The sequence below is a fragment of the Niveispirillum sp. FG156 genome (assembly GCF_057809555.1).
Genome location: NZ_JBMDKE010000031.1, coordinates 1 through 18,661, shown reverse-complemented (window position 1 = coordinate 18,661; position 18,661 = coordinate 1). Strand labels below are relative to the sequence as shown.

The 18,661-nt window shown below is 63.0% G+C and carries 19 protein-coding genes; 12 read left to right on the top strand and 7 right to left on the bottom strand.

Features of this window, described 5'->3' with window-relative positions:
* Window positions 1–29: 29 nt before the first annotated feature.
* The gene (locus tag ACODSP_RS19235; RefSeq protein ID WP_488967165.1) at window positions 30–638 is read left to right on the top strand and encodes a DedA family protein; all 609 of its coding nucleotides are present in this window, start codon (window positions 30–32) and stop codon (window positions 636–638) included.
* Between the two features lie 34 nt (window positions 639–672).
* Here the strand turns inward: ACODSP_RS19235 and ACODSP_RS19230 are convergent, their stop codons facing one another.
* Window positions 673–882 carry a hypothetical protein gene (locus ACODSP_RS19230; RefSeq protein ID WP_156344811.1) on the bottom strand — a complete coding sequence of 70 codons (210 nt, stop codon included), beginning with the start codon at window positions 880–882 and terminating at the stop codon, window positions 673–675.
* 145 nt (window positions 883–1,027) lie between these two features.
* On the bottom strand, window positions 1,028–1,501 hold the full coding sequence (locus ACODSP_RS19225) for a MaoC family dehydratase (RefSeq protein WP_488967164.1): 474 nt from the start codon (window positions 1,499–1,501) through the stop codon (window positions 1,028–1,030).
* A 164-nt stretch (window positions 1,502–1,665) separates the two neighbouring features.
* Between ACODSP_RS19225 and bfr the strand changes: the two genes are divergently transcribed.
* Together bfr and ACODSP_RS19215 are read left to right on the top strand one after the other, a co-directional pair.
* Window positions 1,666–2,142: a bacterioferritin gene (gene bfr, locus ACODSP_RS19220; protein ID WP_488967163.1), complete on the top strand. Its 477-nt coding sequence runs from the start codon at window positions 1,666–1,668 to the stop codon at window positions 2,140–2,142.
* Window positions 2,143–2,280: 138 nt separating this feature from the next.
* Window positions 2,281–2,739, top strand: coding sequence for a hypothetical protein (locus ACODSP_RS19215; RefSeq protein ID WP_488967162.1), 459 nt, complete (start codon window positions 2,281–2,283; stop codon window positions 2,737–2,739).
* A gap of 12 nt (window positions 2,740–2,751) precedes the next feature.
* Here ACODSP_RS19215 and ACODSP_RS19210 read toward each other — a convergent pair whose 3' ends face one another.
* Both ACODSP_RS19210 and ACODSP_RS19205 read right to left on the bottom strand, forming a co-directional pair.
* Window positions 2,752–3,549, bottom strand: a complete 798-nt coding sequence (locus ACODSP_RS19210) for a siderophore-interacting protein (protein WP_488967161.1) — start codon at window positions 3,547–3,549, stop codon at window positions 2,752–2,754.
* A 2-nt stretch (window positions 3,550–3,551) separates the two neighbouring features.
* Entirely contained in the window at window positions 3,552–4,130 is a 579-nt protein-coding gene (locus ACODSP_RS19205; RefSeq protein ID WP_488967160.1) for a PadR family transcriptional regulator, read from the bottom strand.
* A gap of 177 nt (window positions 4,131–4,307) precedes the next feature.
* Here ACODSP_RS19205 and vapB point away from each other — a divergent pair, with 177 nt between their 5' ends.
* Both vapB and vapC read left to right on the top strand, forming a co-directional pair.
* Entirely contained in the window at window positions 4,308–4,532 is a 225-nt protein-coding gene (vapB, locus tag ACODSP_RS19200) for a type II toxin-antitoxin system VapB family antitoxin (RefSeq protein WP_488967159.1), read from the top strand.
* Complete coding sequence (gene vapC, locus ACODSP_RS19195) at window positions 4,532–4,930, top strand: tRNA(fMet)-specific endonuclease VapC (protein ID WP_488967158.1); 399 nt, start codon at window positions 4,532–4,534, stop codon at window positions 4,928–4,930. Before vapB ends, vapC begins: the two co-directional genes overlap by 1 nt.
* A gap of 73 nt (window positions 4,931–5,003) precedes the next feature.
* Here the strand turns inward: vapC and ACODSP_RS19190 are convergent, their stop codons facing one another.
* Window positions 5,004–6,302, bottom strand: coding sequence for a cation:proton antiporter (locus tag ACODSP_RS19190; RefSeq protein ID WP_488967157.1), 1,299 nt, complete (start codon window positions 6,300–6,302; stop codon window positions 5,004–5,006).
* Window positions 6,303–6,794: 492 nt separating this feature from the next.
* Between ACODSP_RS19190 and ACODSP_RS19185 the strand changes: the two genes are divergently transcribed.
* Entirely contained in the window at window positions 6,795–9,029 is a 2,235-nt protein-coding gene (locus tag ACODSP_RS19185; RefSeq protein ID WP_488967156.1) for a TonB-dependent receptor, read from the top strand.
* Between the two features lie 144 nt (window positions 9,030–9,173).
* Here ACODSP_RS19185 and ACODSP_RS19180 read toward each other — a convergent pair whose 3' ends face one another.
* Window positions 9,174–10,766: an ABC transporter substrate-binding protein gene (locus ACODSP_RS19180; protein ID WP_488967155.1), complete on the bottom strand. Its 1,593-nt coding sequence runs from the start codon at window positions 10,764–10,766 to the stop codon at window positions 9,174–9,176.
* Window positions 10,767–10,973: 207 nt separating this feature from the next.
* Between ACODSP_RS19180 and rfbC the strand changes: the two genes are divergently transcribed.
* The 6 genes from rfbC (at window position 10,974) to ACODSP_RS19150 (ending at window position 16,358) form a co-directional block, all read left to right on the top strand.
* On the top strand, window positions 10,974–11,528 hold the full coding sequence (gene rfbC / locus ACODSP_RS19175; RefSeq protein ID WP_488967154.1) for a dTDP-4-dehydrorhamnose 3,5-epimerase: 555 nt from the start codon (window positions 10,974–10,976) through the stop codon (window positions 11,526–11,528).
* A 29-nt stretch (window positions 11,529–11,557) separates the two neighbouring features.
* Window positions 11,558–12,616 (top strand): dTDP-glucose 4,6-dehydratase, encoded by a 1,059-nt coding sequence (rfbB, locus tag ACODSP_RS19170; protein ID WP_488967209.1) that lies wholly within the window; start codon window positions 11,558–11,560, stop codon window positions 12,614–12,616.
* Entirely contained in the window at window positions 12,616–13,500 is an 885-nt protein-coding gene (gene rfbA / locus ACODSP_RS19165; protein ID WP_488967153.1) for a glucose-1-phosphate thymidylyltransferase RfbA, read from the top strand. Before rfbB ends, rfbA begins: the two co-directional genes overlap by 1 nt.
* Before the next feature lie 5 nt (window positions 13,501–13,505).
* Window positions 13,506–14,384, top strand: a complete 879-nt coding sequence (gene rfbD / locus ACODSP_RS19160; RefSeq protein WP_488967152.1) for a dTDP-4-dehydrorhamnose reductase — start codon at window positions 13,506–13,508, stop codon at window positions 14,382–14,384.
* 199 nt (window positions 14,385–14,583) lie between these two features.
* On the top strand, window positions 14,584–14,982 hold the full coding sequence (locus tag ACODSP_RS19155) for a DUF983 domain-containing protein (protein WP_488967151.1): 399 nt from the start codon (window positions 14,584–14,586) through the stop codon (window positions 14,980–14,982).
* Complete coding sequence (locus ACODSP_RS19150; protein WP_488967150.1) at window positions 14,982–16,358, top strand: aminotransferase-like domain-containing protein; 1,377 nt, start codon at window positions 14,982–14,984, stop codon at window positions 16,356–16,358. Before ACODSP_RS19155 ends, ACODSP_RS19150 begins: the two co-directional genes overlap by 1 nt.
* Window positions 16,359–16,600: 242 nt before the next feature.
* On the opposite strand, the gene ACODSP_RS19145 is transcribed toward ACODSP_RS19150, so the two are convergent.
* Complete coding sequence (locus ACODSP_RS19145) at window positions 16,601–18,409, bottom strand: alpha-amylase family glycosyl hydrolase (RefSeq protein WP_488967149.1); 1,809 nt, start codon at window positions 18,407–18,409, stop codon at window positions 16,601–16,603.
* Window positions 18,410–18,661: the final 252 nt, after the last annotated feature.

The following is an 18,661-nucleotide window of genomic DNA, read 5'->3' as shown; positions in this document are numbered from 1 at the left end:
TGGCAGCGGGCCCGTGAACGGAAAGAAACATGTTCGACAATCTTCTCAATCTGGTCGATCAGATGGGCTATTGGGGCCTGCTGATCCTGATGTTCCTGGAAAATGTCTTCCCGCCCATTCCGTCGGAACTGATCATGCCGCTGGGCGGGTTCCTGGCGGCGCAGGGGAAGATGGACCCGGTGCTGGTCGTTCTGGTCGGCACGGCGGGATCGGTGCTGGGCGGGCTGCCCTGGTATTATATCGGTCGCGTGCTGGGCCATGACCGCGTGATCGCCCTGTCGGAGCGGTTTGGCTTCATCATGACCATGGACCCGCCCGACGTCGAAATGGCCTTTGGCTGGTTCGCACGGCACGGGCGCAAGGCCGTGCTGCTGGGCCGCCTGATCCCGGCCATCCGCACCTTGATCTCCGTTCCTGCCGGTATGGCGCGGATGAGCATGCCGACCTTCCTGCTGCTCACCACCATCGGCTCCCTGGTCTGGACATCGGTCCTGACGGCAGCGGGATATCTGCTGGAAAGCCAGTATGAGAAGGTGGAGACCTGGGTCGATCCTGTGTCCAAGATCGTGGTCTATGGCTGCATCGCCCTCTATCTGGGCCGCATGGGCTGGCGGCTGGTGCGCGGCGCCCGCAAGTAAGCAGGGTAGAGGGGCACAACGGCCCCTCCATCCATCAGCGGACGCGGCGGAACCGGTGCATGTCGGCCAGCGCGAAGATCGACAGGCTGAGCCGGTGGACGGGATTGCCATCAACGGCCAATTCCACGTTGGGGGCCGGCGTCCCCGGCTTTGAATGCACGGCCATGATCTGGAAGCGCCGCTTCGGCGGCGTCAGTTCCTCCACCCACTCACCCGGAGAGAAATCAATCACTTCCCGCGCCATGATGGCTCCCATTGCACCGACAGGGGGACATCATAAGCGATTATCCAACCTTTTGGGAAGTGCGACGGAGACAGGGGTTAGTCCATTTGGAATAACCCTGCCTCCATGCGCATGTTGTAGAAGGTAAGGAAGCCAGTTTAACAAGTTAACCGGCAGAATCTTCCGGTATCGCGCGCGCCCGCACCATGCCGATGGAAAACATCGACATGACGACTTCATCCTTGTGGTTCAGCACTTCCGTGGACTGACGGATGGTGCCCATTTCCGGACGTGAACGGGAGCGCTTGACCTCCAGAACGCGGATACGCACCCGTAACCGGTCACCCGGACGCACAGGCTTCAGCCAGCGCAACTCATCCAGACCGGGCGACCCCAGCGAGGTTTCCGGCGACAGCATATTGTCCACCAGCATGCGCATCATGAAGCCCGCCGTCTGCCAGCCGCTGGCGACCAATCCGCCGAAATGCGTGGCCTTGCCCGCGTCTTCATCCAGATGGAAGGGCTGGGGGTCATACTCCTGCGCGAACTGCACCACCTCTTCGGCGGTGACCAGACGGTCTCCGAATTCGAACTCCATGCCGGGGGCGAAATCTTCAAGGTAACGAACGGGGGCTGGCATCTTTGCGGGTTACTCCCTAGGGGCGGAGTGCGACTGCCTATCAGTCGCTTTTTCCTTTAATTGCAATACGTTATCAGAAGACAAAGCGGGTTGGCTGTGCCAGTATCGGTCCCGTGGGCGCTATGCCTTCCAACCCTTTTACCGACAAGATTGCGAAGGTTCCCATGAAAGGCGACGCCACCGTCATCCAGCATCTCAACACCATCCTGACCAACGAGCTGACGGCGATCAATCAGTATTTCCTGCACGCCCGCATGCTCAAGAACTGGGGTTTCCTGCGTCTGGGCAAGAAGGTGTATGAGGAAAGCATCGGCGAGATGAAGCACGCCGACTACCTGATCGAGCGCGTGCTGTTCCTGGAAGGGCTGCCGAACCTGCAGAGCCTTCACAAGCTGCATATCGGTGAGGATGTGCCGGAATGTTTTGATGGCGACCTGGCCATCGAAAGCCGGAACCGCACCGAGCTGATCGAGGCCATGCAATATTGCGAGGGCGTGCGCGATTACCAGTCGAAGGAGATTTTCCGCCGCATCCTGGAGGATACGGAGGAGCATATCGACTGGCTGGAAACGCAGTTGGGCCTGATCAAGAGCGTGGGCCTGCAGAACTATCTGCAAGAACAGATGGGCCGCGACGAATAAGCCATTCCGCGTGACCAGAAACGGCCAGGGCCGCGCAGGGAAACCTGCGCGGCCCTTTTCATTCCACCCGAATTGGGTCCATGGCCAAAACCGACCGGGATTTAGAATTGCCCCCAAAATCCGGACGGGGAATGGGACATGCGGGATCGGGCGGGGCTGCCGGCAACCATTGTGATGGCCGGGCTGGCGGGGGCCAGCATCGACGGTGTCTATGCCTCCATCATGGGCATGGTGCGCGGCATCGGTGTGATGCGCGTCTGGCAAGGCGTGGCGGGCGGCTGGATCGGTGGGGCGGCCCGCGATGGCGGGCTGACCACGGCGGCGCTGGGCTTTGCCACCCATATCGGCATCGCCCTGGCCATGGCCACCGTCTATGTGCTGGCCCTGCGCCGTGTCGCGTTGCTGCGGACCTCGCGCTGGCCGGCGGCAGTGGCCTATGGGCTGGGGCTTTATGGGGCCATGTATCTGGTGGTCCTGCCGCTGCGCTGGCCCGGCATCTTCCCGCGTTGGGACGGGCTGTTCTCCGTCACCGACATCGCCGCCCATGTCGGCGTGGCGCTGGCCATCGCCGCCGTGGCCCGCCAGCGCGGGGAATGAGGGCGGCGGCCCTCACTCGATCCGCGTATGGGCGCCCGCCTCACCCTGCTGCCAATAGCCTGACGCCTTGACCCATTGCGGGCCCAGGCCATGGCGGTTCAGCAGCGCGTCACGGATCAGCCGCGTCTGCCGTGCCTCCCCCGCCACCCAGGCGAAAACATCCTGATGCGGCAGGCGCAGACCGGCCACCGCCGACAAAAGATCCCGTCCGCCATGGGCCGGCTCGCGAAACAGCCAATGGATGGTGAATTCGGCCTTGCTGGACAGGGGCAGGCAATCTTCGGGGCTGTCCACCTCCACCAGGACCAGGGCGCGAACGCCGTCGGGCAGTTCCTCCAGCCGCCGTCCGATGGCCGGCAGGGCCGTGTCATCGCCGATCAGCAGATGCAGGCCGAAATCGACAGGCCAGACGCTGGAACCGCGCGGCCCCCCGATCACCAGCCGGTCACCGACCTGCGCCCTGTGTGCCCACAGGGTGGCCGGCCCCGCCTGCCCCTCCGCCACGCCATGCAGGGCGAAATCCAGCACCAGCGTGCCGGCCGCCACATCGAAGCGGCGGGGGGTATAGTCACGGGCCAGCGGCTTGGCCCCTTCGGCCACGTCATAGGAACCTGTGACGGGATCGGGGAAGAACAACTTCACATGATCGTCAAAGCCCAGCGACTGGAATCCCGAAAGATCGCCTGAAAGCGTCAGGCGCAGCATGTGCGGGGTCAGTTCATCGCGCCCGGTCACGATCAGGTCGCGGCGGCGCGTCTCAAACCGATGGCGCTGCACGCTGCGGGTGGGACTGTGGATATCGGGTGCCATGGTCACAGCCTTTCAATTTTGCGGGCCAGTTCGTCGATCCAGTCGACGATGGTTTCGATCTCGGTCTTGGACAGGGGCCGCAGGGCGCGGGTGCGCAGGGCGGCCTTCAGGTTATGCATGGCGCGGAACAGGGGCGCATATTCCGGCCCGCCGCCGCGTTCCTCGGCACCCGCCTGCATAACGGCGAACAGCCGCTGCACCTCATCCGCCTGCTCACGCAGATAGGTTTCGCCCGCCGGCGTGATGCGGGCCTGCTTACGGGCATCCTCCCCCGCTTCGATGGTGATGAAGCCGCCATCCTCCAGCCAGGACAGGGCGGGATAGATGACGCCGGGCGAGGGCGTGTAATGGCCCTGCGACCGTTCCTCAATCTCCTTGATCAGTTCGTAACCGTGGCTGGGCTTGTCAGCGATCAGGCGCAGCAGCACCAGACGCAGGCCGCCATGCCCGAAGCCGCGACCGCCCGGCCCGCCACGCCCCCCATGCCGCCCGCCACCCCGGCCAAAGCCGCGGAAATCATCATCCCCGTCACGGCCAAAGCCGCCACCATGGCCGCCCCGGCCAAAAAAGAACCCCCTCATGGGCCCCTCCTCTATCGGACTGTGTTTCGATATATCTGATTTGATCTTCCGACAGAGGTTTGTCCAGAGGGGATCGATGCATATCAGATATATCGAGTTATGATCGGAGGGCGAGGCTTGGCAAGAACCCACCGCACATATACGATGTGTATATCCAAGACAGGAGGGCACAGCGCCATGGGCACCAGAACAACCCTGTTCCGTTCCAACCGTACACAGGCGGTGCGGTTGCCCAAGGATGTCGCGTTTCCTGACAGTGTGAGCGAGGTGGTCATTCTGAAAGAAGGCGACCGCCGGATCATTGTACCGCGCGACCGCCTGTGGGACGATTTCTTCGATCAGCCTGGAACGGATTTCCCTGACCGGGAACAGCCCTTGCCCCAGGCGCGGGAAGCATTTTGATGCTGCGCTTCATGTTGGACACCGACACCTGCATCCGGGTTCTTCGCGACCGCCCCCCGCAGATGCGGGAACGTTTCCAGGCCGCCTCGGGAAATCTGTGCATCTCCACGGTCACGCTGTCCGAGTTGCTTTATGGGGCCGCGCGATCAGCGCAACCTGAAGCCAAACGGGCGCAGGTCGCATCCTTGACGGAACGGCTTGACGTTCTGGCCTATGACGAAGCCGCCGCCGATCATGACGGAGATATCAGACAGGATCTGGAACGGCGGGGCTGTTCAATCGGCCCCTATGACACGATGATTGCCGCTCATGCACGCAGCCTGGGCCTCATACTGGTAACTGGCAATCTGCGGGAATTCCGTCGTGTCGATGGCCTTCGCTGCGAGGACTGGCAGTGATTTGAAAGGCCCAGAAGCAAAAACCCGGCGCCCTCTCGGACGCCGGGTTTCGCAGACAGCATAGCTGTGTCGGTCAGCGGACCTGCCGCGCCTCCGCGAAATCACTGTCCTGCTCGTTCAACTCCCCCAGCTCGCCCCGCGCCCGCGCCTTGCGGCCATAGACCAGCTCGAACAGGGGAGAGGCCATGAGGGTGGTGATGATGGCCATCAGCACCAGCATGGAGAACAGGGCCGGGCCGATGATACCCTTCTGCAATCCGATATTGATGATGATCAGTTCCATCAGACCCCGGGCATTCATCAGGGCGCCGATGCCCATGGCGGTGGCATTATCCTGTCCCGTCAGGCGGGCAGCGGCCCAGCAGGCCCCGCCCTTGGCCAGGATGGAGGCCGCCAGGATGCCCAGCGTCACCAGCACCAGCCCCATATTATCGACCAGCGTCAGTTGGGTATGCAGGCCGGAATAGGTGAAGAACATCGGCAGCAGCACAACAACGGCGAACGGCTCCAGCTGTTTGCGCAGTTCAGTGGCCAGCACACCGCGCGGGATCACGCAGCCCAGCAGGAAGCCGCCGAACACGGCATGAATACCGGCGGCATCCATGGCCCAGGCCGACAGCAGGAACAGGATCAGCACGATGCCCAGCGTCGTATGGCTGACCTTGCCTTCACGTTCGGCCTTGCGGCCAAGCGGGGCCAGCAGACGGGGGCCGAGGGTCAGCATGAAGACCGCAAAGGCAAGCCCGCCGCCAATGGCCTTCACCGCCACCATGGGGCCGTCGCCGAAGGTAGCCAGCACGATGGCCAGCACCGTCCAGGCACCGGCATCATCAATGGCGCCCGCCGACAGCGACAGGGTGCCCAGTGGCGTATGCGACAGGCCGCGTTCATGGATGATCCGGGCCAGCATGGGGAAGGCCGTGATGGCGATGCAGGCGCCCATGAACAAGGTCGTCTGCGGCAGGGTCAGCGCCTCATTGAACAGGCCATGGCCCATCAGCCAGGGCGTGATCAGAATGGCCAGCAGGAAAGGTGCCGCCATGCCCGACAGCGAAACGGCAGCGGCACTGACTGCGTTGGACTTGAAATGATCACCACGAAAGCCCAGCCCCACCAGGAACATGTAGAGGCCAACACCGAACTGCGCCCCCACGAACAGCACGCTTTTCGATTCCTTGGGGAACAGCAGACCCTGGATATCCGGCGCCAGCAATCCCAGCAGCGACGGCCCCAGGATCACACCGGCAATCATCTCCCCCACCACCTGCGGCTGACCCAGATAGCGTTTGGCAAGCCAGCCCACTCCCCGGCAGGCAATGATGATCACGGCGAGCTGCAGAAAGAAGACCACACTGAGCTGGGCTGGCGTCATGCCCCGTCCTCCCCATCGGACAACGTTGTCGGAAGCGCGTTGACCCGCGTCTTGCAACATTCAGCCTATATCAGCGCTGTCATTCGAAAGGAACTGATTTGAAGCGGGGTTTCCATAAAGGCACGGATGCTGGATTCCGACCCGCCCCACACCTATTGCCGCGGAAAGTTTGCTGCGCCGCGATATGCGGAAACAACATGTCATGGAACTGTCATATTTCATTCGTTACTTACCATCCTGTGCCATAACTGCATCACCGTCATGGTAACGTCACAGTTGCGCAGCGCACGATCTTGATCGGCGCCCACCAGCACTTCATGTTGTAACGCAGCAAACGATTGATCAACCCGGCCGGGGTGACCCGGGCGGGTATTTCTGTGCGCAAATACGACGAACGCCTCTCGAACATGAACGAAGGGGCGGCGTTTCGGATCAGGAATCGACGCCGGCGCCATGACCGCCGCAATCAGGCTCTGAAGGGGGCATTCCATAATGCGTAAAGGCAATCCGTCTCATATCCGTCTGCTGGCCGGTGCCGCCAGCCTTCTGGCCCTGTCCGCCGCGGCGCCCGCCGCCAGCGCTCAGGCTGTGCTGGACGAGATCATCGTTACCGCCACCAAGCGCGCCGAGAACCAGCAGCAGGTTCCTGTGTCGGTCGGCACCATCAGCGACGACAAGCTGAATTCCGTCATGTCCGGCGGCGTCGACCTGCTGGCCCTGTCGGCCCAGGTCCCCAGCCTGTATGCCGAATCGACCTTTGCCCGCACCTTCCCGCGCTTTTACATCCGCGGCCTGGGCAACAGCGATTTCGACCTGAACTCGACCCAGCCCGTCGGTCTGGTGATCGACGAGGTGGTGCAGGAAAACCCGCTGCTGCGCGGCTTCCCCATCTTCGATACCGAGCGGGTGGAAGTGCTGCGCGGGCCGCAGGGCACGCTGTTCGGCCGCAACACGCCGGCCGGCACCATCAGCTTCGTCTCCAAGAAGCCGACCCAGGACACCCAGGGCTATCTGAACGCCTCCTATGGCCGTAAGAACACCATCGGGGCCGAGGGCGCCATTGGTGGCGCGCTGATCGACGGCGTTCTGTCGGCCCGCCTGTCCATGAAGTATGACCGCAAGGACAATTTCATCGACAACACCTTCACGGGTGAAAAGGACGCCATCGGCGGCTTCTCCGAGACGGCAGCCCGTCTGCAGCTGATGTATGAGAAGGGTCCGCTGACGGCTTTGTTCAACGCGCATGCGCGTGACCTGGACGGCTCGGCCCGCGTGTTTGTGGCCAATGCCATCACCAAGGGCGGCAACAACCTGTCCTCCACCTTCTCCCGCAACAGCGTCTACCAGAACGGCCAGAACGATCTGGACGTGTCCAGCCAGGGCGGCAGCCTTAAGCTGGAATATGATCTGGACGGCCTGCTGCTGACCTCCATCACCGGCTATGAGACGGCGGATGTCTATACGCGCGGCGATATCGATGGCGGTGTGGCCGGTCGCGGCCCCGGCTTCGTGCCGTTCGACAGCGAGACGGCGGACGCCCTGCCCGACCATGCGCAATGGACCCAGGAACTGCGCCTGTCGAACGCCGATGGTGAGCGCCTCCGCTGGCAGACGGGCCTGTTCTATTTCAACGAAGACGTGACGGCCTATGGCTATGCCTATGGCAACGCGTCCGACCCGCGCAACATCTTCGTCTTCACCGACAGCCGGCAGGAAACCAAGACCTGGGCCGTGTTCGGCCAGGCCTCCTATGACCTGACGGAACAGGTCGTTCTGACGGGTGGTGTGCGCTATAACGACGAAGAGAAAGACTTCTCCGTCGTCCGCACCATGCCGGGCGTTGCGGGTTCCACCCGTGGCAATGCCAGCCTGTCCGATGGTCAGGTGACCTGGGACGTCGCCCTGACCTATAAGGCCACGGACGATGTCAACCTGTTCACCCGCGTGGCAAACGGCTATCGCGCGCCATCGATCCAGAGCCGTCCGCTGTTCTATTTCGGCCCGGACATCAACCGCGACGCCCTGTCCATCGCCAAGGCGGAGACGCTGATGTCCTATGAGGCTGGCATCAAGTCGAACCTGTGGGAACGCAAGGCCCGTCTGAACGTCACCGCCTTCTATACCGACATCAACAATCAGCAGTTCACGGCTGTTGGCGGTACGTCGAACAACAACACGCTGATCAATGCCGATGGCGGCGAAGGTTATGGTTTCGAGGCGGAGCTGGAACTGCTGCCGACCGAGAACCTGCTGCTGACGGGTGGCCTGTCCTATAACCACACGGAAATCCAGGACAAGACCCTGCGTATTCCCGTCTGTGGCGGCGGCTGCACCGTCACAGACCCCACTGTGGTGAACCCGGTACTGGGCACATTGGCAGTGTTGGATGGCAATTCCTTCCCCAACGCGCCCAAGTGGATCTTCTCTGCCACGGCCCGTTACGGCATCCCGGTGTCGACCGGCGAGGTCTATGTCTTCACCGACTGGAACTACCGCTCCAAGGTCAATTTCTTCCTGTACACGTCGAAGGAATTCTATTCCGACAGCAAACTGGAAGGCGGCCTGAAGGTCGGTTACGTGTCGGATGATGAGAAGTTCGGGGTGGCATTGTTTGGCCGCAACATCACGAACGAGAAGTCGCTGGAAGGTGCCATCGACTTCAACAATCTGACCGGTATCGTGAACGAGGCGCCCTTCTACGGCGTTGAAATCACGTCCAAATTCTGATCCCGCAAGGGTTCGGACGAAAAGGCCGCGCCGGGCAACCGGCGCGGCCTTTTTTGTCGTAGATCAGGTCGAGGCGCGAGCCGAGCCCTGACGAAAAAGGCTTGAAAGCCATACTGTCAGGGCTTGCCGCGGGATCGACCTGACCTACGGCTTCAACCCCACGCCATAGAAATCCAGCCGGGTCGATGGTGAGGCACGGAAATCCACGACTTCCGGGCGTATGGCGACATAGACATGCGGGTTGGCCATGGGCAGCCAGGGCATCACCTTGCGGAAGACGGCCTGCGCCTGGATATAGTAGCCGCGCCGCACCGCCTGATCGCTGGTGCGGCGGGCCGCGTTGATCAGACGGTCCATCTCCGGATCGCACCAGCGGGCCAGATTGCCATTGCCGGGTTTGGCTGCCTCACAGGACAAAAGGTCGGACATGAACCGGTCCACCTCGTCATTCGACCAGCCATATTGCGCCATCGGTGCCTCCCCGAAACGAACCCGGCGGACATACTCGCCCCATTCATAGGTGACGATCTTCGCCTTGATCCCCACCTTGGCCAGATCGGCCTGGATCATCTCCGCGATGCGGCGGGGGGCGGGGTTATAGGGGCGGACCACGGGCATGGTCCACAGCTCTGTCTCAAACCCGTCCTTCAACCCGGCCTCGGCCAGCAGCGCCCTGGCCTTGGCAGGGTCATAGGGAAGGTCCTGGATATTGTCATCATGGGCCCAATGGCCGATGGGGATGGGCGTGGTGGCGGCCCTGGCCGTACCCATAAAGGCCTGATCCAGGATCGCCTTCTTATCGACGGCCAGATTGATGGCCATGCGCACCCGCAGATCGTCGAACGGCTTCTTCGCCATGTTCATGGCGACATAGCCGACCGACATGGCATCCACCCCTACAATCCGTACAATCGGATCCTGGCGCATGCGGTCCAGGTCGGCGGGATTGGGATAGGTCATGGTGTGACATTCGCCGGCCTTCAGCTTGGCATAGCGGACGGTGGCGTCCGGCGCGATGACGAAGACCAGTTGGGCGAGCGGCGGGGCGCCGCGCCAGTAATCCTTGTTGGCGCGCATCCGCACCTCGGTATCCAGCTGATGCCGGACCAATTGGAACGGACCCGTACCGATCGGCTCCAGGTCTACCTTCTCCGGCATTCCGGCCTTCAACATGGCATCGGCATATTCAGCCGACTGGATCGACATGGCCTGGCTGGTCAAGGCGCGCAGCAGGCCGGCATCCGGTTCCTTGAGCCGGAAACGCACCTTGTAGGGTTCCAGCTTCTCCACCGCCACAAGGTTGGTGGACAGGCCCAGATTATGGAAGGGCGCATAGACCTTGCCGCCGGCAACCGCATTGTAGGGATGGTTCTTGTCCATCTGCCGGGCGAAGGTGAAGACGACGTCGTCGGCGTTGAAATCACGGGTCGGGGTGAACAGCTTGGACCGGTGCCATTTCACGCCCTGGCGCAGGGTGAAGATCACCGCACGCCCCTCATCCGCCAGCTCCCAGCCCGTGGCCAGCTGCGGCTCCAGCTCCAGGGAGCCACGCTGCACATTCACCAGCTTTTCATAGAGTTGCTGCGCAATGTCGTAGGAATTGCCCGAGGTGGAATATTGCGGGTTCAGGCTGTCAGGGGCGGCTTCGGCACAATGAACCAGGGTCTGGGCCTGTCCGGGCCCCCCAGCCAAGGCCAGCACCCCACCCAACAGCAGCCAAGACAGAACCCGCATCATCGCCCCCGTCAAAAACTGGCCCCCAGGGGATCATGGAGGGGGCCATGGGCGCAAGCCGCTTGGCGGCCCCGCCCCCGTTACCATTGCCTGATAACGGTGAAACGTGCATAAGGAACCCGTCCCGAACCGTGCCCTGGGGCGAAGGGGCGGTCGTGATGGCTCTGTTATTCTGAACCCCTTGTCTTTCCCTTCGCCGGATCCGATCCCATGCAAGTTACCCGCTTCGATATTGACGGCCTCGCATTGCTGAAGCCGGCGCGCTTCGGCGACCATCGCGGCTATTTCGCCGAAACCTACAGCCGCCGCCGCTTTAAGGAGCTGGTGGGGGCGGATGTCGAATTCGTGCAGGACAATCACTCCCTGTCGCGCGATGTCGGCACCCTGCGCGGCCTGCATTTCCAGCGTCCGCCGACGGCACAGGGCAAGCTGGTGCGGGTGGTCGCAGGTGCGGTTCTGGATGTTGCCGTCGATATGCGCCACGGTTCCGCCACCTTCGGACGGCATGTGGCTGTGGAGCTGACCGCCGAGGGTGGCGAACAGTTCTGGATCCCCGCCGGCTTCGCGCATGCCTTCTGCACGCTGCTGCCAGATACGGAGTTCGTGTACAAGGTGACCGACTATTACAGCCCGGCCGATGATGGCGGCATCATCTGGAGCGATCCCGATCTGGGCATCGAATGGCCGTTTCCGGCGGAAAAGCTGATCCTGTCCGATAAGGACATGAAGCTGCCGCGTCTGGCCGATCTGCCGCCCATTTTCTGAACCGACGATCCGAGAGCCCTGGAATGACCATGCTTTCCCCCAAACTGATCCTCGTTACCGGGGGCGCCGGCTTCATCGGTTCCGCCTTCATCCGCCATGTGGTGGGCGAGAAGGGTTGCGCCGTCGTCAATATCGACAAGCTGACCTATGCCGCGAACCTTGAGAATGTGAAATCGGTCAAGGATAGCTCGCTCTATCATTTCGAGAAGGCGGATATCTGCGATCGTTCCGCGATCGATGCGATTTTCACGAAGTATCAGCCCGACGCCATCGTACATCTGGCTGCCGAAAGCCATGTCGATCGTTCCATCGATGGCCCCGACGCCTTCATCCAGACCAATGTCGTGGGTACTGGCGTGCTGCTGTCGGCGGCGCGCGATTACTGGCAGGGTCTGGACGGGCAGAAGAAGGCGGATTTCCGCTTCCACCATGTCTCCACGGACGAGGTGTTCGGGTCGCTGGGCGATGAAGGTTTCTTCACCGAGACCACGCCCTATGCCCCCCGCTCACCCTATTCGGCGTCCAAGGCCTCCAGCGACCATCTGGTCGATGCCTGGCACCATACCTATGGGCTGCCCGTCGTTCTGACCAATTGTTCGAACAATTACGGGCCTTTCCACTTCCCGGAAAAGCTGATCCCGCTGGTCATCCTGAACGCCCTGGAACGCCGTCCCCTGCCCGTCTATGGCAAGGGTGACAATGTGCGCGACTGGCTGTTCGTGGAAGACCACGCCAGCGCCCTGTGGGAGGTGCTGACGCGCGGCCCCGTGGGTGAGCGGTTCAATATCGGCGGCAATAACGAGAAGACCAACCTGGAGGTCGTGGAGCGTATCTGCGATATCCTGGACAGTCTGCGCCCCGATGGAACCCCGCGCCGTGACCTGATCACCTTTGTGAAGGACCGGCCCGGCCACGATCACCGCTATGCCATCGACGCCACCAAGATCCGCACGGACCTTGGCTGGGAGCCGAAGGAAAGCTTCGAGACGGGTCTGGAAAAGACGGTACGCTGGTATCTGGATAATGAATGGTGGTGGGGCCCGTTGCGGGAAGAAGCCCACAAGCGCCGGGGTGAGGGGAAAAAATAATGGCCAAGCGTAAAGGCATCATTCTGGCAGGCGGGTCCGGTACAAGACTGTACCCCATTACCATGGGCGTGTCGAAGCAGCTGCTTCCCGTCTATGACAAGCCCATGATCTATTACCCGCTGTCGGCCCTGATGCTGGCCGGGATTACCGACATTCTGGTGATCAGCACCCCGCATGACCTGCCGCAGTTCAGCCATCTGCTGGGCGATGGCAGCCAGTGGGGCCTGAACCTGTCCTATGCGGTGCAGCCCAGCCCCGATGGGCTGGCCCAGGCTTTCATCATCGGGCGCGGCTTTGTCGGCAATGATCCGGCGGCACTGGTGCTGGGCGATAACATCTTTTACGGCGACGGGTTTGAGGCCTTGCTGGCCAATGCCGATGGCCGGGATAGCGGCGCCACCGTCTTCGCCTATCACGTTAACGACCCGGAACGATATGGCGTGGTCAGTTTCGATGCCACGGGCAATGCCCTGACCATCGAGGAAAAGCCCAAGGCGCCCAAGTCGAACTATGCCGTTACAGGCTTGTATTTCTACGATAATTCGGTCGTGGATATCGCCGCGACCATCAAGCCGTCGCCGCGTGGCGAGCTGGAAATCACCGATGTCAACAATGTCTACCTCCAGCAGGGTAAGCTGATGGTGGAACGGATGGGCCGGGGCTATGCCTGGCTGGATACCGGGACCCATGACAGTCTGGTCGAGGCCACGCACTTTGTGCAGACGGTGGAAAAGCGCCAGGGCCTGAAAATCTGCTGTCCGGAAGAGATCGCGTATCGGCGCGGATGGATCGGGGCGGAGCAGGTGGAAAAGCTGGCCAAGCCCATGATGAAAAATGAGTACGGGCAGTATCTGATGAAGATCCTGCGCGAGGCAGGGGCTTGATTTCCATGCATATTTTGGTGTTTGGCCGGGGCGGGCAGCTAGCACTTGCCATGCAGGATCAAGGCACGAAGGCGGGTCACAAAGTGACCTGCCTGGGCCGGGAAAGCCTGTCCATTGCCGATGAGGCGGCGGTTGCCGGTGCCATCGCGGCACACAAGCCGGACCTGATCGTCAATGCCGCCGCCTATACCGCTGTGGACAAGGCAGAAAGTGAGCCGGATCAAGCCTTTGCGGTCAATCGCGACGGCACCCGCCATATCGCGGCGGCAGCCAAACAGGCCGACATCCCCTTCATCCATGTCTCCACCGACTATGTGTTTGAAGGCGGCGGCGACCGGCCCTGGCGCGAGGATGATGCCACCGGACCGTTGGGAGTGTATGGAGCCTCCAAGCTGGAAGGCGAACTGGCAATTGCAGAGCTGGGCAAGGCGCGCAATGCCACATTGCGGACCAGTTGGGTTTTCAGCCCCTATGGTGCCAATTTCGTGCGGACCATGCTGCGCCTGGGTGCCGACCGTCCGGAATTGCGGGTGGTGGCGGACCAGCGGGGGCGGCCCACGGCGGCCCATGATATCGCCGATGCCATCCTGTTGATGGCACCGTTCGTGGCCGATGGCAGCGCCCATGGCATCTATCATTTCGGGGGCGCGAAGCCCACGAACTGGCATGAATTTGCCGAGGCGGTGTTCGCCAGCGCGGCCCGCCATGGCCGACCAGTGCCGGTGGTGAAACCCATTTCGACAGCGGAATATCCAACGCCGGCCAAGCGTCCGGCCAATTCCGTGCTGTCCTGCGACCGCTATCTGGCGCTGCCGGGGGCGGTCCTGCCGGACTGGCGGATTGAGTTGGATCGGGCGGTCGATGCATTGGTGGCCGCTGGGTGAGGTTGCGCGTCAGGGCTCGGGGCTTTGCCCCTCGACCTGACCGACGGTGCGTGTTTGGACCCCGGTTCCGTGAGGAGCCGGGGTTTTTCTTTGGCCTGCGACAAGCTGACCTGGGACTCAGGGGCATCGCGGGCGTATGGATAGTGAAGACACCATACAATTCTGATTGTATGGCCATACAATGTGGAGGTGCCGGATCATGGCCACCCATAACAAGATCGACTTTTCCACCACCCCGTTCGGACTGGGCATCCGGGGGTTGTGCCCGCATTGCCGGCAGGGGAAAATCTTCGCGGGCTATCTGGCGCTGGCCAAGAATTGTTCGCAGTGCGGGTTGGACCTGTCCTTTGCCGATCCGGCGGACGGGCCGGCCTTTTTCACCATGTCGATTGTCAGTTTCCCGCTGACCGGATTTGCGGTGTGGCAGGAGCTGGCATTCCAGGCGCCCTATTGGGTGCATCTGTTCACGACCCTCCCCGTATCGATGCTGTCGGTGATGGCGCTGCTGCGGCCATTGAAGGGCTGGCTGGTCTGTGCCCAGTATATGAACAAGGCGGAGCAGGGGCGGCTGGATGAGGGCGAGGATGGGCAGGGCTGATGGCTGACTGGGTTCCGCCGACGCTGCCGCCGGGCGGGGCGCTGTACCGCGCCATTGCCGATGCCATCGCCATGGATATCGCGTCGGGCGCCCTGACACCGGGCATGCGCCTGCCGCCGCACCGCAAGCTGGCCGATGCCCTGGGCGTGGACCTGACCACCGTGACGCGCGCCTATGCCGATGCGCGGGCAAGGGGGCTGGTGGAGGCGGTGGTGGGGCGCGGGACATACGTTGCCGATGCCGTAAACCCGCGTCGCACCAAGGTGGAGCTGGACCTGTCCATGAACCTGCCGCCGCAGCCGGCCAGCGCCAATCTGGCGCTGCGGCTGGGCCGGGCCATGGCGGGGCTGACGCGGCGGCCCGACCTGTCCAGCCTGCTGAATTACCAGCCCAGCGGCGGCGGGGATGGTGACCGGCGGGCGGGGGCGAAATGGCTGTCGGCCCGCATCCCCGATCTGGATGCCGGCAGGGTGCTGGTCACGGGTGGGGCGCAGGCCTGTCTGTCGGCCCTGCTGACCCTGCTGGGCGGGTGGGGCGGCGATGTGATGACGGACCCGTTCACCTATACCGGGTTCCGCATGGCGACTCAGCTGCGTGGCCTGTATGTGACGCCGATCCAGACCGATAGCATGGGCATCGTGCCGGAAGCGTTGAGCACGGTGGCGCGCAATGCCGAGGCGAAGATCGTCTATCTGATCCCCACCATCCATAACCCGACCTGCACCACCATGCCGCTGGAGCGGCGCCAGGCCATCGTGAAGGTGGCACGCGATCTGAACCTGACCCTGATCGAGGATGACGCCTATGGCATGCTGGCCGATCCCGGCCCGCCGCCGCTGGCGGCCTTGGCGCCGGAACGGGTCTGGCATATTGCCAGCCTGTCGAAATGCCTGACGCCGGGCCTGCGCGTTGCCTATCTGGTGGCCCCGGTGGGCGCCGATATCCCGGCGGTGCGCGCCCATCTGCGCGCCACGGCCCAGATGGCCCCGCCCTTATCGGTGGCCGTCGCGACGGGGTGGATTGAGGATGGGACAGCGCAGGAGATCCTGGCCGCGATCCGGCAGGAGGCGGAAGAGCGGCAGGCGATTGCCCGGCGCGAACTGCCCATCGGGTCGATGGTGGCGCACGCGCAGGGGCACCATGCCTGGGTCACCCTTCCCCCCTATTGGACCGACCGCGCCTTTGCCGAGGCGGCGCGCAAGATGGGGGCGGCGGTCATCCCTGGTGCCGCCTTCGCCATGGCCCCGGAACCGCCGCGCAAATATGTGCGGGTGGGCTTGGGGGCGGCACCGGACCAGCAGGCGCTGACCGTGGCGCTGCGGCGGCTGGCGGCACTGATGCGCAACGGGCCGGTGGCGGAGGAAGAGGTGGTTTGAGGGGGAGGCTACGCTCCGCTTCAGAGGTTCTTTGCGGCTTTCATAGCTATTCTGGTTCTTTATCGCCTCCCCCTTTGTTGCTTTTCCCTTTGTTGCCTCCCCGGCGAAGGCCGGGGCCCAGGGGCCGCGAGCCCGACGTTTCAGCAGCTTTGATTGGAGTCGGTGGAGAGGTAGTGCGTGTGGCCCCTGGGCCCCCGGCCTTCGCCGGGGAGGCAATAGAGGGAGGGGATTGGCGGGCTTTCTCACCCCTTCCGGCACACCACATAATCCAGCGCCGGGACAGTGACGCTGTAGGCGCTCCCTTGGCCCGTGGCGCAGGTGCCATGCAGGGCGGTCCAGGTGGTACCGGGGCCTTCGGTGTCCAGCGTCAGGGAACGGGGTTTGGTGTCGGTGTTGGCGACGATGAGGAATTGTTCGCCCCGCGCGTCGTCGATGCGAGAAAAGGCCAGGAGGCCCGGACCCTTGCGTTCGAAATAGCGCATGATTGTGCTGCCCTGACGCAGGCCGGGATGGGCCTGACGGATGGCGGCCATGGTTGCGAAGGCGCGGTAGAGGCTGTGGCCGGGTTGGAAGGCGTCGCCGGTGCGGGGGCCGATGGTGCCCAGGCGTTCCTCGGTGTTGAATTGTTTGGACGCACTGGCGAACATCGGCTGGCGCGAGGCCTTGTCATCGGCCAGACCCACAAAGCCCTGTTCATCGCCGTAATAGAGGGTCGGCACGCCGCGTGAGAAGAACATCATGGCGTGGCCCAGCGCCACGCGGGCCTGCAGCTCCTCGGCCTTCATTTTCGGGTTGGCCTTGCGGATTTTGAAGGCCAGGCGCCCCTGATCATGGTTGGAGATGAAGGTCGCCAGCTGGTGGGCGGTCTCGTCGCCGGCAGGGTAGAGCCGGTCGGCGCGGAACAGCCCGTCCCAAAGGTCGAGATCGGCGCCCATGCCCAGCGTGTCCCGTGCTGCCGCCGACAGGCCGAAATCCAGCACCGAGGGGAGGCCCAGGATATCGGTATAGGCGGCGAGGTCCGCCGGCTTTTCATTGGCCACTTCGCCGAAAATGATGAAGTTGGGAATGCCCTGGGCCCTGGCGAAGGCCGTGATCTCCGGCACGAAACGGTGCCAGAATTCGGGGTTCACATGTTTGGCGGTGTCCAGGCGATAGCCGTCGATGCCGTATTCCTTGATCCAGTGCTTGTAGATATCGATCATCCCGTCGATGACGGCGGGCTGTTCGGTGTAGAGATCATCCAGGCGGGAGAAGTCGCCAAAAATGCTGTCCTCCCCGCTGAAATGGCTGTCGCCGCGATTATGGTAATGGCGCGGGTCATTCATCCAGGCAGGGTTCTTCACGGTCGCTTCGCCTGCCGGGACGTACGGCGTGTAGGCGTAATTGATGTCAGTCAGGGCGGCGTAGTTGGGCACCGTCTGATGGGCCGTACCATCGCCCTTGAAACCCGGATTGATGGCGGCCCCGTCCGACGCGCGGCGGGTGGTGGGATAGTCGCCCTTGGACCGGTAGGGGCAGGGCTTGGACATGCTGGTCGGGTCGCATTCCCGGAACTGGATCACGTCGCCCGTATGGTTCACCACGATATCCATGATGATTTTGATATTGCGGGCGTGCGCTGCGTCGACAAAGGCCTTGAAGGCAGCATTGCCGCCCAGATGCGGATCGACATTCAGGAAATCCAGGCCCCAATAGCCGTGATAACCCGCCGACAGGCCGCCATCATATTTATGCACCACCTTGTTCACGACGGGCGGGGTGACCCAGATGGCGGTGACGCCCAGCCCCTGGATATAGTCCAGCTTCTGCGCCAGACCCTGAAAATCCCCGCCATGGAACATGCCGATATCGGTGGGATCAAAGCCGGTCTGTTCCGGCGTGCCCGTCAGGCCGCCCTTGTCGTTGGACGTGTCGCCATTGGCCATGCGGTCGGTGACCACGAAATAGACCACGTCATCGGCAAAGGGCCGGTCGCGATAGGGGGCGAGGTCCGCCGCCGCAGGGGCGGCCAGGGCCAGCAGGGTGGCGGCGGTCGTCAGCAGGCGGGACATGGCGGGGGCCTTTCGGTTTTTTGGGGGTGGGGCGGGCGTGGGGACGTGGTTCCCTCACCCTCCCAAGCCCTGGGGGGCTTGGGCCCCTCCCTCTCCCACTTTCGTGGGCGAGGGGAGAAAATTTGCCCCTCGCCCGCTTGGCGGGAGAGGGAGGGGCCCGTTGGCGTCAGCCAAGGGGAGGGTGAGGGGGCAACGCTAACTCTATCTCCCCCCCTGAAAAGTCCGGCCGGGGGGGGGGCCCCCCGGCCGCAG